12 protein-coding genes are annotated in these 14,483 nt (G+C 34.8%); 4 read left to right on the top strand and 8 right to left on the bottom strand.

The window, feature by feature from the left end; genetic code table 11:
- Positions 1-112: 112 nt before the first annotated feature.
- Entirely contained in the window at positions 113-1,432 is a 1,320-nt protein-coding gene (locus BR77_RS00915; protein WP_010054526.1) for a C40 family peptidase, read from the bottom strand.
- Positions 1,433-1,729: 297 nt separating this feature from the next.
- The gene (locus BR77_RS00910; protein ID WP_015076798.1) at positions 1,730-2,278 is read right to left on the bottom strand and encodes a DNA-3-methyladenine glycosylase I; all 549 of its coding nucleotides are present in this window, start codon (positions 2,276-2,278) and stop codon (positions 1,730-1,732) included.
- A gap of 271 nt (positions 2,279-2,549) precedes the next feature.
- Between BR77_RS00910 and trhO the strand changes: the two genes are divergently transcribed.
- Positions 2,550-3,515 (top strand): oxygen-dependent tRNA uridine(34) hydroxylase TrhO, encoded by a 966-nt coding sequence (gene trhO, locus BR77_RS00905; RefSeq protein WP_010054524.1) that lies wholly within the window; start codon positions 2,550-2,552, stop codon positions 3,513-3,515.
- A 63-nt stretch (positions 3,516-3,578) separates the two neighbouring features.
- Here trhO and BR77_RS00900 read toward each other — a convergent pair whose 3' ends face one another.
- The 3 genes from BR77_RS00900 to BR77_RS00890 form a co-directional block, all read right to left on the bottom strand.
- Entirely contained in the window at positions 3,579-4,382 is an 804-nt protein-coding gene (locus BR77_RS00900; RefSeq protein WP_010054523.1) for an ABC transporter ATP-binding protein, read from the bottom strand.
- 1 nt (position 4,383) lies between these two features.
- The gene (locus tag BR77_RS00895; RefSeq protein ID WP_010054520.1) at positions 4,384-5,295 is read right to left on the bottom strand and encodes an ABC transporter permease; all 912 of its coding nucleotides are present in this window, start codon (positions 5,293-5,295) and stop codon (positions 4,384-4,386) included.
- A 78-nt stretch (positions 5,296-5,373) separates the two neighbouring features.
- On the bottom strand, positions 5,374-6,369 hold the full coding sequence (locus BR77_RS00890) for an ABC transporter substrate-binding protein (protein ID WP_010054517.1): 996 nt from the start codon (positions 6,367-6,369) through the stop codon (positions 5,374-5,376).
- A gap of 778 nt (positions 6,370-7,147) precedes the next feature.
- On the opposite strand from BR77_RS00890, the gene BR77_RS00885 reads away from it, so the two are divergent.
- A complete protein-coding gene (locus tag BR77_RS00885; RefSeq protein WP_015076799.1) occupies positions 7,148-7,477 on the top strand; it encodes a hypothetical protein in 330 nt (109 codons plus the stop codon).
- Between the two features lie 218 nt (positions 7,478-7,695).
- Complete coding sequence (locus tag BR77_RS00880; RefSeq protein ID WP_185751404.1) at positions 7,696-10,923, top strand: transglycosylase domain-containing protein; 3,228 nt, start codon at positions 7,696-7,698, stop codon at positions 10,921-10,923.
- A gap of 105 nt (positions 10,924-11,028) precedes the next feature.
- On the opposite strand, the gene ccpA is transcribed toward BR77_RS00880, so the two are convergent.
- Positions 11,029-12,033 carry a catabolite control protein A gene (ccpA, locus tag BR77_RS00875; protein ID WP_010054129.1) on the bottom strand — a complete coding sequence of 335 codons (1,005 nt, stop codon included), beginning with the start codon at positions 12,031-12,033 and terminating at the stop codon, positions 11,029-11,031.
- Between the two features lie 264 nt (positions 12,034-12,297).
- Between ccpA and BR77_RS00870 the strand changes: the two genes are divergently transcribed.
- On the top strand, positions 12,298-13,398 hold the full coding sequence (locus BR77_RS00870; protein ID WP_015076801.1) for a M24 family metallopeptidase: 1,101 nt from the start codon (positions 12,298-12,300) through the stop codon (positions 13,396-13,398).
- A 46-nt stretch (positions 13,399-13,444) separates the two neighbouring features.
- On the opposite strand, the gene BR77_RS00865 is transcribed toward BR77_RS00870, so the two are convergent.
- Both BR77_RS00865 and BR77_RS00860 read right to left on the bottom strand, forming a co-directional pair.
- Positions 13,445-13,993 (bottom strand): YtxH domain-containing protein, encoded by a 549-nt coding sequence (locus BR77_RS00865; protein WP_035063733.1) that lies wholly within the window; start codon positions 13,991-13,993, stop codon positions 13,445-13,447.
- A gap of 18 nt (positions 13,994-14,011) precedes the next feature.
- The gene (locus tag BR77_RS00860) at positions 14,012-14,455 is read right to left on the bottom strand and encodes a DUF948 domain-containing protein (protein ID WP_010049695.1); all 444 of its coding nucleotides are present in this window, start codon (positions 14,453-14,455) and stop codon (positions 14,012-14,014) included.
- Between the last annotated feature and the right edge of the window lie 28 nt (positions 14,456-14,483).

Here is a 14,483-nt window from a genome sequence, read left to right as displayed (position 1 = left end):
TTCTTTAGCGAAATGGTTCAAAATGATTTTTAATATGCCTTTATCACCATAAAAAAAACTTGAGAAATTTTCTCAAGTTTTTTTTTTAATTTAATTATTTATAAAATTTGATTTAGTAGCGACCATATCCTACAATATATGCTCCCCAATATCCGCTATATGAAGCATATGCAACTCCTGGGGTACTTTGTGATCCGATAAAGGTACTAGAATTTACATAGATTCCAACATGATCAATCACACCACCTGAACCAGGTTGTGAGAAGAATACTAGATCTCCGGCACGTGGGTTACTCACTTTTTGTGAAGCTGAGTATTGTGCAGATGCCACTCGTGGAATGCTTACTCCTGCTTTACCAAATACGTATTGTGTAAATCCAGAACAGTCAAAACCACTAGTCGTTGTTCCACCCCATTGATAAGGGATTCCAATTAGAGATTCAGCAATTGGCTGCAAGTTGCTCCAAGAAGTCCCACCGCCTGATGGAGGATCTGGGGTTGGAATTGGAGTTGGATCTGGAGGAGTTGTATTTCCACCACCACCGTTTCCACCATTATTACCATTGCCTGGATTAGGAGCCGGCGTTGGTTTTACTGGTGCAGGTGTTGAGCTATCTACTGATGAGCTTGAGTCAGCTGCCGAATCTTGATTAGAAGCTGTGTTCGTTGCTATAGTTGCTGTTTCTTTAGTTGCAGCTGCAACTTGAACAGCCTTAGCAGATTCTTCTTTAGCTGTTGCTAATAAAGCTGCTTGTTTTTCAGCTTCTGCTTTTTGAGCTAGGAATCCAGCTTTTTCGCCTTCAGCAGTAGCTGTTTCTGAAGCTAATTGTGCAACAACGGCTTCTTTTTCAAATTTTTGGCTTGCTAATTTAGCTTGAGTAGCTTCTAATTGACCAGCCAATGTATTTTGTTGATTCACTTTTTTCTCAGTTTCAGTTTTTTTCGTTTTCACAGATTCTTGATCACGAACTTGTTCTTTAACTAAATCACGGTTAGCTGTTACTAATTTACTAACAACATCAATTCTTCCAATAATATCCGTAACAGATTCCGCATTAATAACAAACTCAACATAGTTTGCACTGTCTCCGTTTACTTGTACAGAACGCGCTTGATTTTGTAATTGCTCATTACGTTGTTCTATTTTAGTTTGTAATACACCAATTTCTTGATCTAACTGTTGCATTTCATTATTAGCCGCTTTAATTTCAGCTAATAACTCTTTAGCACTCGTTTCATTTGTCGCAATAGAAGTTTCAATAGCTTCCAAGTCAGCTTGCGTAGATGATGAGTTCGCTTTTAAAGTATTAATTTTATTGTCTTGTTGTTCAATTTTTGAATCCACTGTATCAGCAGTTGCAATAGCTGGTAATAATACTGAACTAAATGTCATACTGCCTATAATGGCTATGGTTGCTAGTCTTTTATTCATTTTATTCATTCCTCCAAAGTAGTGTAGGCATTTTTTTAGTTTTTAAATTTTTCTTAACGTTCGTTCATTATAACATACCTCACATTTAAATAGCATATCGTTTAGGTTACAATCAAATTTCATTTATATCGTTATATTTCATTGCTTGAACAATTTTTTACAAATAAAAAAAAGACTCTCTAGATATGGTCGGAACTAGAGAGTCTCGAATATAAGCTAAGATTCTGTCTTTGACTTATATTTATACTTTATATTATAAAACTTTTTGTCCAAAAAGGAAAAAAATCTGCTTATTAATTAGTTTCTAAAATCACAGTCCATTAGATGATCATTTGTTAAACCCGCAGCTTGCATGAAGGCATAACAAGTAACCGGACCCACAAATGAAAAACCACGTTTTTTTAAATCTTTGGCTAGCTTCTCAGATAATTCCGTTTTTGCTGGAACTTGGCTAATTTCTTTAAATTTATTCAAAATTGGTTTACCATCTACAAAAGACCATAAATAATCATCAAAACTTCCCCATTCTTTTTGAACGTTTAAAAATGCTTTAGCATTATTTATAATCGATTTTATTTTCAATTTATTTCGAATCAGTCCTTTATTTTCTAAAAGCTCTGTATATTTATTTTCATCGTAAGTTGCAATCAAATGATAATCAAAACCGTCTAACGCTTGACGAAAATTTTCTCTTTTTACTAGGACAGTTGACCAACTTAAACCTGCTTGCATCGTTTCTAAAATCAACAACTCAAAAATAGCATCGTCACCATGCAACGGTTTCCCCCATTCTTCGTCGTGATACGCCTTATCTAATTCTGATTTTGCCCAATCACATCGTCTCATTTCTTCACTCCTTCTTGTTTCTCTAAGTATAACAATCTTTAGTGTGAAAATACATGTAAACTATTTTATTTTCCAAAAGAATTCGCAAAGATGAATCAAAAAATACAAACCGTTATAATTTGTTCAATGCTTGTTATTAAAAGCTTTTTGTGATTATTAACACAATCAAAATGTATTGTACTTCTTCTTTTAAACATGTTAAAATCTATTATTAGTGATTCTAGCTATTTTTTTCACTGCAAGGAACATTTAACTAGGAGGAATTGAGAATATGTCAAAAGATATTCGTGTTTTACTGTATTACCAATACGTACCCATTGAAGATGCGGAACAATTTGCGAAAGATCATTTAGCTTTTTGCCAAGAAATCGGTTTAAAAGGTCGGATTTTAATCGCTGATGAAGGGATAAACGGCACTGTTTCTGGTGATTTCGAAACGACTCAACGCTATATGGATGAAATGCATGCTGATCCTTATTTCGCTGAGACTGTATTTAAAATTGATGATGAAAATCAAGATGCCTTTAAAAAAATGCATGTTCGTTACCGTCCAGAATTGGTTTCACTAAATCTTGAAGATGATGTAAACCCATTAGAATTAACAGGTGCGTACTTAAGTCCAAAAGAATTCCGTGAAGCTATTTTAGATGATGATGTCGTTGTTATTGATGCCCGTAATGATTATGAATACGATTTAGGTCATTTCAGAGGTTCAGTTAGACCCGATATCCGTAGTTTTAGAGAGCTACCTCAATGGATTCGTGATAATAAGGAACAATTTATGGAAAAACGTGTTGTTACTTATTGTACTGGTGGCATTCGTTGCGAGAAGTTTTCAGGTTGGCTTGTCCGCGAGGGTTTTAAAGATGTTGGTCAACTACATGGTGGAATTGCAACTTACGGAAAAGACCCGGAAGTTCAAGGCGATTTATGGGACGGCCAAATGTATGTATTTGATAGTCGTATTAGTGTTCCGATCAATCATAAGGAACATGTCATTGTTGGTCGTGATTGGTTTGATGGAACTCCATGTGAACGTTATATGAACTGTGCTGATCCAAAATGTAATCGTCAAATTTTAGTTTCTGAAGAAAATGAAGCTAAATATTTACGTGGCTGTAGCCACGAGTGTCGTGTCTCTCCAGAAAACCGCTATGTGAAGGAACAAAATCTTAGTTTAGATGAAGTTGCTGAACGTTTAGCCGTAATCAATGAGAAATTACCTACTTTAAACTAAATCTATTAATAAAAGCCATTACAGCAAGTTTTATCTTGTTGTAATGGCTTTTTCAGTCTTAATTTAGGCTAAAATTAAAGCATCATCTGTTAACGTTTGTCCACTATTTTTTTGGAATAGAGCTAATAAATCAGCAACCGTCAAATTATTCTTTTCTGGCCCTTTAATATCGACAACAATCTTGCCATTATATAACATAATTAGACGATTTCCATAACGAATGGCATCTTCCATATTATGAGTAATCATTAAAGTTGTTAGATTTTTTTCATTGACTATTTTTTCTGTTAAGTTTAAAACAGATTGGCTTGTCTTAGGATCTAAAGCCGCGGTATGCTCATCTAATAATAATAATTTTGGTGTCACTAAAGTTGCCATTAATAAGGTTAAAGCTTGTCTTTGACCACCAGATAGTAAGCCAACTTCCATTTTTAATCGATTTTCTAAACCTAAATCTAGTTCTTTTAGCTGTTCTTTAAACTCAGCTCGTTGTTTGTCCTTGACACCTCTTGATAGGCCACGTTTTTTCCCACGATTATAAGCAATCGCTAAATTTGCTTCGATTGATAAACGAGTTGCCGTACCCATCCTTGGATCTTGGAACACACGTCCAATATATTTTGCTCGTTTTGCTGTTTTTTGTTGGGTTACATTTATGTTGTCTAAGAGTATTTCACCTTGATCCACACCAAAACTACCAGCAACACTATTTAAGAGTGTTGATTTTCCAGCTCCGTTTCCACCGATAATTGTGACGAAATCGCCCTCTTCTAATGTTAAATCGATTCCTTTTAGCACATGATTCTCATTGACAGTCCCGACTTCGAAACTTTTATGGATTCCTTTTAATTCTAAGATTTTAACCATCTTATTGAACCCCTTTCTTAACTGATGCAGTTTTTGATTTTAATTTTAGCAATCCGCGTAATTTGCTTCTTAGTAATGGAGAAGCTAAACAAATAGTTAAAATAATAGCTGAGAATAATTTCAGATCTGTTGGCGCTACGCCTAATTCTAAAACACCCGCAATAATTAAACGGTAAATAATAGATCCGATGATAATCACAAACAAACGTTTAACAAAGCTAACATTATTGAAAATAACTTCACTGATAATAATTGAAGCCAGACCGATAACGATTGTTCCAACCCCCATACTAATATCTGCATAACCATTATTTTGGGCCATCAAAGCTCCAGACAAAGCGATTAAACCATTAGAGATCATATAACCCATAATTTTCATTGTATCGGTATTAATTCCGTTTGCTTCACTCATTTCATTGTTATCACCAGTTGCATGAATCGCTAACCCAATTTCAGTGCTGAAGAATAGGTATAAAAATATAATTACAATAGCTACAAATATTCCTCCAACAGCTAAAACTGCCATTTGACTATCCATTCCCATTGTCGTTAACATACGCATCACTGTTTCTTTACCTAATAGGGAAACATTTGCTTGCCCCATGATTCTCAAATTAATCGAATATAAAGCTGTCATGGTTAGTATACCTGTTAAAAGTGCTGGTATTTTTAATTTCGTGTGGAGTAAGCCTGAAACCAAACCAGCTACCATTCCTCCAACTAAGCCTAATAATGTTGCTAATACAGGTGACATCCCTGCTACAATCTGACTCGCACAAATAGCAGCACCTAAAGGAAAACTTGCCTCTGCTGTTAAATCAGCAATATCTAAAATCCGATAGGTTAAGTACACTCCAATTGCCATAATCGACCATAATAATCCTTGTGACACGCTTGATAATAGAATATCCATAAATCAATCTTCCCTTCATTCTTCCACCTGAATTTATATCTAAGGTAGGGAATCCCTACCTTAGTCTTTGAAAATAGTTTATTTTTCGACTTTAATACTAGCTGGATCAATGTCTAACGCTTTTGCCATATCTTCATTAACAACTAATTTTAAATTCTTTGATGTTTCAATAGCTAAATCCCCTGGCTTAGCCTCACCTTTTAGAATTTTAACGGCTAGTTTACCTGTTTGACGTCCTAGTTCATTGTAATCAATTCCGTATGTTGCTAATCCTCCAACTTCAACTTGCTCTGTTGAACCAGCTACTACAGGAATTTTATTACTTTTAGCAATTTCTCCAACTGTTTCCATTGTATTAGCTAATGTATTATCTGTTGGAATATAAATTCCATCGACATCTTTAACTAAAGAAGTCATTACTTGTTGGACATCATTAGTTGAAGTCACAGTTGCAACTTTAACATCAACACCAGCTTTTTCTAATGCTTTTTTAGCCAAATCAGCTTGAATTACTGAATTTTCTTCACTTGAATTATAAATCATGCCAATCTTTTTAGCTTTTGGCACAATTGATAAAAGTAAATTTGTTTGATCATCAATAGGAACCATATCGCTTGTTCCCGTGATGTTTCCGCCTGGTTTTTCATTACTCTTAACGATATCTGCGGCTACAGCATCTGTTACTGCTGTAAACAAGACAGGAATTTTGTCTGTTTCATTTGCAACTGAAATAGTCGCTGGCGTTGCAATGGTTAAAATCAAATCATTTTTCTCTTTAACTAAACGTTCACTCATACTTTTTAGATTTGCTTGATCTCCTTGCGAGTTTAACGAATCAACTTTCAAATTTTTGCCTTCCTCATAACCAGCATCTTTTAACTCTGCTAAAAATCCTTCACGGGCAGCATCTAAAGAATTATGCTCCATATATTGTAAAATCCCAACACTTACAGCATCTTTATCTGTTGCTGTTCCTGAATCCTTTTCTTTATTGCCACATCCAACTAATAATCCTAATGCCAACGCACCCGTCAATCCAGCTACCAAATATTTTTTCGTCGTTAATTTTTTCATGTTCATTTCCTCCGTTTTATCTTTTTTATTTTAGTTGATTAAGCTTTTTCTTTTCGTCTTTCCTCCCCAATTCTATTTTGCTCTACTTGTGTCTTTTTAGAAAACAAATAAAGACATCCACTAAGAATTTGATAAAATCCAAGTGAATGTCTTCAGACTGACAAAAATTCTGTCAGTTAAATTTAGTAAGCCACTTAGATTTTATCAATCAATCTATGTGGCGAATTTTGCACGTTAAAATCCTTCAGCCCCATAGACACAAACATTTCGGTTTGCATCCATGATTTTTCATGTACACAAACACTATCTAAAGTAGCTAAAGAAAAAAGTATTCAGTTGTGTTGGTTTTCGTAAGTTGCTGTTTAACATAGCAATCCCTCACAATCTAAATTTGTTGTGGTTTTAGTATAGTAAAAATTGGGTAAGAAGTCAACATTTTTTTATCATAGCATTTTAACCTTCTTTTAATAGAAAAATTTGCTATAATTATACTCTAGATTTAGTTCAAAAATTTTACTAGGCTAGTTCTTTTGTGCCAACTCTTCGAGAAAAAGATGGAATTTCGAGGTGACAAAAAATGCCACATCAAATTCCCCTATTTTCTTGTCTGAGCTGAACGGCTCAACAAACTTTTTATTCTAAGCTAGTTCTTTTGTGCCAACTCTTCGAAAAGAAGACAAAATCCCCTCAAAGTAAAAAGATACTTTGTGTGTATTTTCCTATCTTTTTGCCAGAGCTGAACGGCTCAACAAACTTTTTATTCTAAGGAGCATAAACTATGGAGCAATTATTAATCAAACAAATTTTATCTTTATCAAAAAAATATGGCAATCAAAAAATTTATCTAGCCCCCAATTACTACCGTATTAAACGCGAGGAAGATATCTACCGCATTAGTCAATTAATGGCAGATTCGTGTGGGAGTTATCTTCATAATCCAAGAATAACAGTAAGGATTGATACAGAAAAGGAAAAACTAACCTTATTAAACTATTACAATGATTATAAAACGCCCGTCCAACTAATCTATTACACTCCTTTAGAAAATGATTTTTTTATAGACGAGCTAAGAAAAATTTTAAAAGAAATGACCTCAATTGACTACTAATGAAACAAATAGTTAAATTTCACAGAAAAATGTCACACTTTTTCGTAAGATTTTTGATTAATGATGTTATTTCCTAGCGCTTTTTGTTATAATAATGCAGAATATAGATTTTTACTAAACTCTGATATTGAGGTGAACATGATTTGAATGATCCACAAAACAACAGTCCTTCCTTTATTGAACGCTGTAAAAAAGGATTCAATCACATTTTAAGGACTGTGAAAGAAAAATGGATTTCTTTCAAAGATAAACGTGCTTCTACTAAATCGAATTTGAATGAGACAACCCTCTCACCTAACTTGACGGAAGAAGAAGAACAAACCCCAGTCGATACTAATAAAGAAACAATAGATACTATTGGATCATCTCAGCAAACTGAACCACTTGCTGATACGACTGATTTACAAGAAGAAAATTCCAATGAAAAAAAACAGTTTGATGAAAATTTATCAACTGAATCTGTTGCATCCAAGGAGGTAGAGCCTTCCTTAGAAGAAAAGAGTTCTGATAGTGTCACAGATAAACCAAAAAATAAAGTTATTGCGATTTTATTTGCAACGCAAGTCATTATTTTAGCAAATTGGAATAGTTTAAAAAGACACTGGAGCAAACTCTTACCAACGCCAACAGATGAAACAGCTACTCCAAGTTCTAAAGTTGAAGATTCTCCCTCTGTAGAATCTGAATCTGCAATGTCCTTAACTGATATTGCTCCAAAAGAACCTACAGAAAAAGAAGCCGGAACTGAAATGAAGTACGAACTAGCTATTATTCCAACGCAACCTGAAGAAGTCATTTCTGAAAATGAGGACAAAAAAGAAAAACTAATTTTTACATTCAACGTTGCAATGGGGGTTATTAAAAATTTAGCCTTGAGTTTGTTGGTTCTTTTATTAGTTGGTGGTGCTTTAGCTGGCGGAATCGGGCTAGGTTACTTTGCTTATCTTGTTTCTACTGAGAAGCCACCTACCTATGAAGAAATGCGAGCAGATATTTCTAATTTAGAGCAAGTCTCAAATATGTATTTTGCTGATAATCAACCGATTGGTGCCGTTCAATCTGATTTAGTCCGCAAAGTGGTTCCTTTAAGTGAAATGTCAAAATATCTCCAGTCTGCTATTGTTGCTACTGAAGATGAATATTTTTACGAACATAATGGAGTTGTTCCAAAAGCTGTCGCCCGAGCATTGGTTCAAGAGTTTACAGGGTCAAAAAACCAAACTGGTGGGTCAACTCTAACTCAACAATTAGTTAAGCAACAAATTTTAAGTAGTGAAGTCTCATTTAAACGCAAAGCCAACGAAATTTTACTTGCTATTCGTTTAGAAAATTACTTTACTAAAGATGAAATTCTTGAAGCTTATCTAAATACTTCCACTTTTGGACGCAATAGTAGTGGTCAAAATATTGCTGGAGTTGAAGAAGCTGCTTTAGGAATTTTTGGGATTCATGCAAGTGAATTAAATTTACCGCAAGCTGCCTTTATTGCTGGTTTGCCACAAAGTCCGTCTCAATATACTCCTTACAACCAATTAGGTGAACTGAGAACGAATTTAGAACCTGGTATGGAACGTAAAAATACTGTCTTATTTAGAATGTACCGTGAAAAATTCATCACAAAAAAAGACTATGATGAAGCAATGAAGTATGATTTAGCTAAAGATTTCATCCAACCTACTGAAAGTGTGGATAATCACGATTATTCTTTTGTTTATAATAGTGTCTTAAAAGAAGCTACTTTACTCTTAATGAAACAAAATTATAAAAAAGACAAATTAACGGATGCAGATATTGCAGACAGTGATACTTTATATAATAAATATTACTTTGAAGCTCAAGATCAATTACAAAATAATGGCTATGAAATTCATTCTACAATCGATAAAGGTGTTTATGATGCCATGCAAAATGTCGTTGCTAATTATGGTGACCGTTTTGGCACTACGTATTATCGCAATAAAATAGATGAATTTACAGGTGCTGTTGTTTTAGATGAAACAACTGGTGAACCTGTACAAGAGGCCGAACCTGTACAAAATGGAAGTGTCTTGATGGACAATGCTTCTGGGAAAATTATTGGATTTGTTGGTGGACGTGACTTTTCTATTAGTCAAGTCGATCATGCATTCGGTACTCATCGCCAACCGGGTTCAACCATAAAACCATTATTAGTTTATGCACCTGCTCTTGAACAAGGATTGATTCAACCGACAACTATGATTCCAGATACAGTCATTAACTACCTTCAACCTGATGGAAACCTCTGGAATCCATCTAACTATGGTGGCGGTATAAGTGGGAAGTTTGTCAGTGCTCGTGAAGCTTTAAAACGTTCTTACAATAACCCAACATCAAAAATTTATTTAGAGATGTTGAAAAACTCACCTGCTGGAATGAGCCCTAAGGATTATATGAAAAAATTAGGCTTCACTTCAATTGCAGATGAAGAGTATGAACGCCCTGCCCTTTCACTGGGAGGAACAGAAACAGGCCCAACAGTCTTAGAACAAACAAATGCTTTTGCTGCTGTTGCCAACAATGGAAATTATGTTGAAGGCTACATGATTGAAAATATTACAGATAAAAAGGGCAACATTATTTATGAACATGAAACAAAATCAGAACCTGTTTTCACTCCGCAAACAGCCTATCTAACTATTGATATGATGCGTTCCGTTGTGGAAAGTGGAACAGCTGCTGGAATTTTAAATGAGCTAAACTTTTCACCTGATCTTGCTGGTAAAACAGGAACAACAAATGATTTTATTGATGTATGGTTCATTGCTAGTACTCCTCAAGTAACTTTAAGTTCTTGGATTGGATACGATAATGACGGAGATGAACGTCGTCAATTACAATACTATGATAATGGTGCCGATTTTGATGCTAGTGGAGCAAATGAAAGTTATTGGGCTGAATTAGCCAACGCAATCTACAGTGTCAATCCAACTATTATGGGGGCTGACAAAAGTTTTGTTCGACCAAATGGTATTGTTTCATCCACTGTTTTAACACAGACTGGTATGAAACCAGGTAAAATGACGTTACCTGATGGCAAAACACTTGATGTCACTGGACCTATGACAACTGATTTATTCAATAGTAACTTTTTACCTGGAACAACAGTCTTTAACTTTGCTGTTGGTGCTACTCCGTCCGAGCTAAACACTTTTTGGTTTGATACCTATCTGAAAGCTCGTGAAGAAGAAGAGAAGAAAAAAATTGAAGACGCCAAAGATAAAGAACAAAAGAAAAAAGAAGAAGAAAACAAGAAAAAATCAGAGGAAGACAAAGCTTCTGAGGAGAAAAAGAAAAAAGAAGAGGAAGAGAAGAAGAAAAAAGAGGAGGAAGAAAAGAAAAAGGCTGAAGAAGAAGCCAATAAACCTCCTGCTGAAGGAACCGCCCCTGGAACGGGTACTGGAACCATTCCTCCTCCCGCAAACTAATCTTCACCACCTAAAAGAGAGCATCTTTTAGGTGGTTTTTTAATTGTATAAAATAAAAAAGCTGTCTCCTTATTTTGTGAAAAATAAGGAGACAGCTTTTAGTCATTATTTTTTAGTTGTATCGCGATCTGCAATGTTATACGGTAAAACAATTGTTTTTTCGTCAACTTCTTCTTTGTTCATTAGTTTAGTTAACAAACGCATTGAAACGGCACCAATATCATATAAGGGTTGTGTGATAGTACTTAGACGTGGACGAACCATTTCAGTTAATTTTGAGTTATTACTTGTGATAACTTCAAAGTTAGCTGGAATTTTCACGCCATGATCTATAGCTCCATTTAAAACACCAATTGCTAATTCATCGTCCCCAACAAATGCAGCAGTTGCTTTTGCTCCTGCTAATTTATCCCATAAAGCTTCACCGGCTTTATATGAATACTCAGATTCAAAAATCAAACTTTCGTCAAATTTTATACCTGCTTTTTTCAAGGCATTTTTATAGCCATTCAAACGATAAACACCATTGATTGGCTCTAGTAATGATCCTGTAATGAAAGCAACTCGTTTATTTCCTTTAGCAATTAATTGAGTAATCACTTTTTCTGTTGCTGCTTGATAATCAATATTTACACTTCCAACTTGTTCATCTGGATCAACTGTTCCAGCTAGTACAACTGGTGTCTTAGAGCGAGAAAATTCAGCACGCATTTCATCTGTAATTTTATGCCCCATGTAAATAATTCCATCCACTTGTTTAGCAAGTAATGTGTTTAAAACTTGAACTTCTTTGACATCATTTTGGTCAGAGTTTGCTAAAATAATATTGTATTTGTACATAGTTGCAATATCATCAATCCCTCTGGCTAAAGAAGCAAAATAAAGATTTGTTACGTCTGGTATAATAACTCCAACCGTTGTTGTTTTTTTGCTAGCTAGGCCACGAGCTACAGCATTTGGACGGTAATCCAAACGATCAATAACCTCTAAAACTTTTTTTCTAGTTGTTGGTTTCACATTAGGGTTGCCGTTGACTACCCGTGAAACAGTTGCCATCGAGACATTCGCTTCTCTTGCAACATCATAAATTGTAATTGTTTGTTTTTCCATGATTGTATCTCCCTCATTTTTTAAATCTAATTCTTGACAATCCTATCCTTCTACAATTTAACAAAAAATAAACGAAATTGCAAACGTTTTAATTATGTTTTCATGAAATTTTCATAAAACTTTTCAAAAAGCGCTCTCTTTTAGCTCTACTAAAGCTTTTATGCTTTTATTGACTAACATTTTTCTAAACTTATTGTTGATTTAATGGTACACTATTAAATGAAGATCTAGAGTGAATTAGCTTTTAAAGAAAGAAGGAATTTTATGAAGAAACAACTTATTGATTTAAAAAATTGGTTAAAAGAAAACCAAGGAGATGTGGCTTTTATTAATGACCCTGCCAATGTAGCCTATCTAACCGGTTACGAAAGTGATCCACATGAACGTGTGCTCGCTTTACTTGTCTTTCCTGATGCTGATCCATTTTTATTTACACCAGCCTTAGAAATGGATGATGCTCGAAATGGTGCATGGGAATACGATGTTTTTGGTTACTTGGACAATGAAAATCCATGGGAAATTATTGCTGAAAAAGTAAAAGCAGCTGTGCCTACAGTATCTAATTGGGCGGTTGAAAAAGAATTTTTAACCTTAGCTCGTTTTGAAGCTTTACAAAATGAGTTTCCAACAGCCACTTTTAAACAAGATTTAACCTCTTTTATGCAGCGCTTAAAATTAATTAAGACACCTACTGAAATTAAAACTATGATTGAAGCTGGAAAATGGGCTGACTTTGCTTTTGATATTGGTTTTAATGCAATTAAAGAAGGCGTTATGGAGCAAGAAATTGTTGCTGAAATTGAATACCAATTAAAGAAAAAAGGCATTATGCAAATGAGTTTCTCGACTATCGTCTTAGCTGGGGACAATGCTGCTAGCCCGCACGGAAACCCAGGGCAACGGAAAATTCAAAAAGATGAGCTTGTTTTATTTGATTTAGGTGTCGTATACGATGGATACACAAGTGACGCGACTAGAACTGTCGCTTACGGTGAGCCTAGTCAAAAGGCGCAGGAAATCTATGCAATTGTTCTAAAAGCCCATCAAGCGGCCTTAGATGCAGTTAAACCAGGTATTACAGCTGGTGAATTAGATACAATTGCCCGTGATATTATTACTGATGCTGGTTATGGCCCTTACTTCAATCATCGACTTGGCCATGGACTAGGTAGTTCTGTTCATGAATTTCCATCTATCATGGCTGGAAACCCACTTGTAATCGAAGAAGGTATGTGTTTTTCAATTGAACCTGGTATTTATGTACCTGGAGTTGCAGGAGTTCGAATTGAAGACTGCTTATATGTAACAAAAGATGGTTGCGAAGTCTTTACTCACACCCCTAAAGAATATACCGTTATCGGTTAATTTTATAAAAAAACTCAAAATCCAAATGGATTCTGAGTTTTTTTTATTATTTTTTCACTTCAGATTTAACTTCTTCAACTTGTTTTTTTGCTTCATCTTTTACATCTGTTGCTTTTTCTTTTGCATCTTTAGCAACTGACTTCGCTTCTTTAGTCGCATCTTTAGCTGTTTCAGTCACGGTATCTTTAATTTCTTCACCTTTATCTGTTGCAACATCCACAACATCTGCTGCACTATCAGCTACATCAGCTGAAGCGTCTTTTAATTCAGCACGGATATCATCTAAATCACTACCCACTTCTTTAGAAGTTTGTTTTAATTGGCTAGCAAATTGATTAGCCGTTTCTTTTAAGTTAATTTTAATATCTGATGTTGCATCAACTGCAGCATTTTTAATTTCTGTACCTTTATCGACTGCTAAATCTGTATAATCTTTAGCTGCACCTTTGAATTCTTCTGTTTTATTTGCTAAATCTTCACGTAATTCTTGACCTGATTTTGGAGCAAATAATAAAGCCGTAATTGCTGCTGCTGTTCCTCCAATAAATGCACCTAATAAAAATCCACCATTTTTACTCATATGTTCATTCTCCATTCTATTATTTATTTGTTTTTAAAATTCCTGTTTTGCCGTTTTCTTTGCTTTACGATTACGATTCATAGCCATCGCTGTGCGGCCAATTTTTGATGCCACAGATACTTGAGCTGTTTTTTTAGTTGCACCTGTAACATGTCCAACTAAATTACGGCTAGAATGATTTAAATCAGAAACCGTCACACCAAGATCACCAATCGCTTGGAATAGAGGATCTGTCTTTCCAAGTTTTCCATTTACATCATCAACTAATGCGTTGGCTTTGTTTAGTAACCCTTCCACTTCAATAGACAAGCTATCCACATCTTTTGTGATTACGCTAATACTATTGTTTGCTTCTTTGACTGTTTGCTGTATTTCGCCAGCAATTTTTGATAGTTTCATTAAATTAACAACTATAAAAATTACCAACACTGCAAACGCAACTGCTGCAATAATTGCTGCAATCTCTCCACCTGACATTTTATCGCCTCACTTTCCGTTCAGTTAG

The organism is Carnobacterium maltaromaticum DSM 20342 (assembly GCF_000744945.1).
In the GTDB taxonomy this organism is placed as follows: Bacteria; Bacillota; Bacilli; order Lactobacillales; family Carnobacteriaceae; genus Carnobacterium; species Carnobacterium maltaromaticum.
The sequence above is the reverse complement of the archived record's forward strand: the minus strand, read 5'-3'. Positions and strand labels throughout refer to the sequence as shown.

Bases quoted from the DNA above. Each gene is read 5' to 3' on its own strand.
- BR77_RS00915 (WP_010054526.1), bottom strand. From the start codon at position 1,432: ATGAATAAAAGACTAGCAACCATAGCCATTATAGGCAGTATGACATTT.
- BR77_RS00910 (WP_015076798.1), bottom strand. From the start codon at position 2,278: ATGAGACGATGTGATTGGGCAAAATCAGAATTAGATAAGGCGTATCAC.
- trhO (WP_010054524.1), top strand. From the start codon at position 2,550: ATGTCAAAAGATATTCGTGTTTTACTGTATTACCAATACGTACCCATT.
- BR77_RS00900 (WP_010054523.1), bottom strand. From the start codon at position 4,382: ATGGTTAAAATCTTAGAATTAAAAGGAATCCATAAAAGTTTCGAAGTC.
- BR77_RS00895 (WP_010054520.1), bottom strand. From the start codon at position 5,295: ATGGATATTCTATTATCAAGCGTGTCACAAGGATTATTATGGTCGATT.
- BR77_RS00890 (WP_010054517.1), bottom strand. From the start codon at position 6,369: ATGAAAAAATTAACGACGAAAAAATATTTGGTAGCTGGATTGACGGGT.
- BR77_RS00885 (WP_015076799.1), top strand. From the start codon at position 7,148: ATGGAGCAATTATTAATCAAACAAATTTTATCTTTATCAAAAAAATAT.
- ccpA (WP_010054129.1), bottom strand. From the start codon at position 12,033: ATGGAAAAACAAACAATTACAATTTATGATGTTGCAAGAGAAGCGAAT.
- BR77_RS00870 (WP_015076801.1), top strand. From the start codon at position 12,298: ATGAAGAAACAACTTATTGATTTAAAAAATTGGTTAAAAGAAAACCAA.
- BR77_RS00865 (WP_035063733.1), bottom strand. From the start codon at position 13,993: ATGGAGAATGAACATATGAGTAAAAATGGTGGATTTTTATTAGGTGCA.
- BR77_RS00860 (WP_010049695.1), bottom strand. From the start codon at position 14,455: ATGTCAGGTGGAGAGATTGCAGCAATTATTGCAGCAGTTGCGTTTGCA.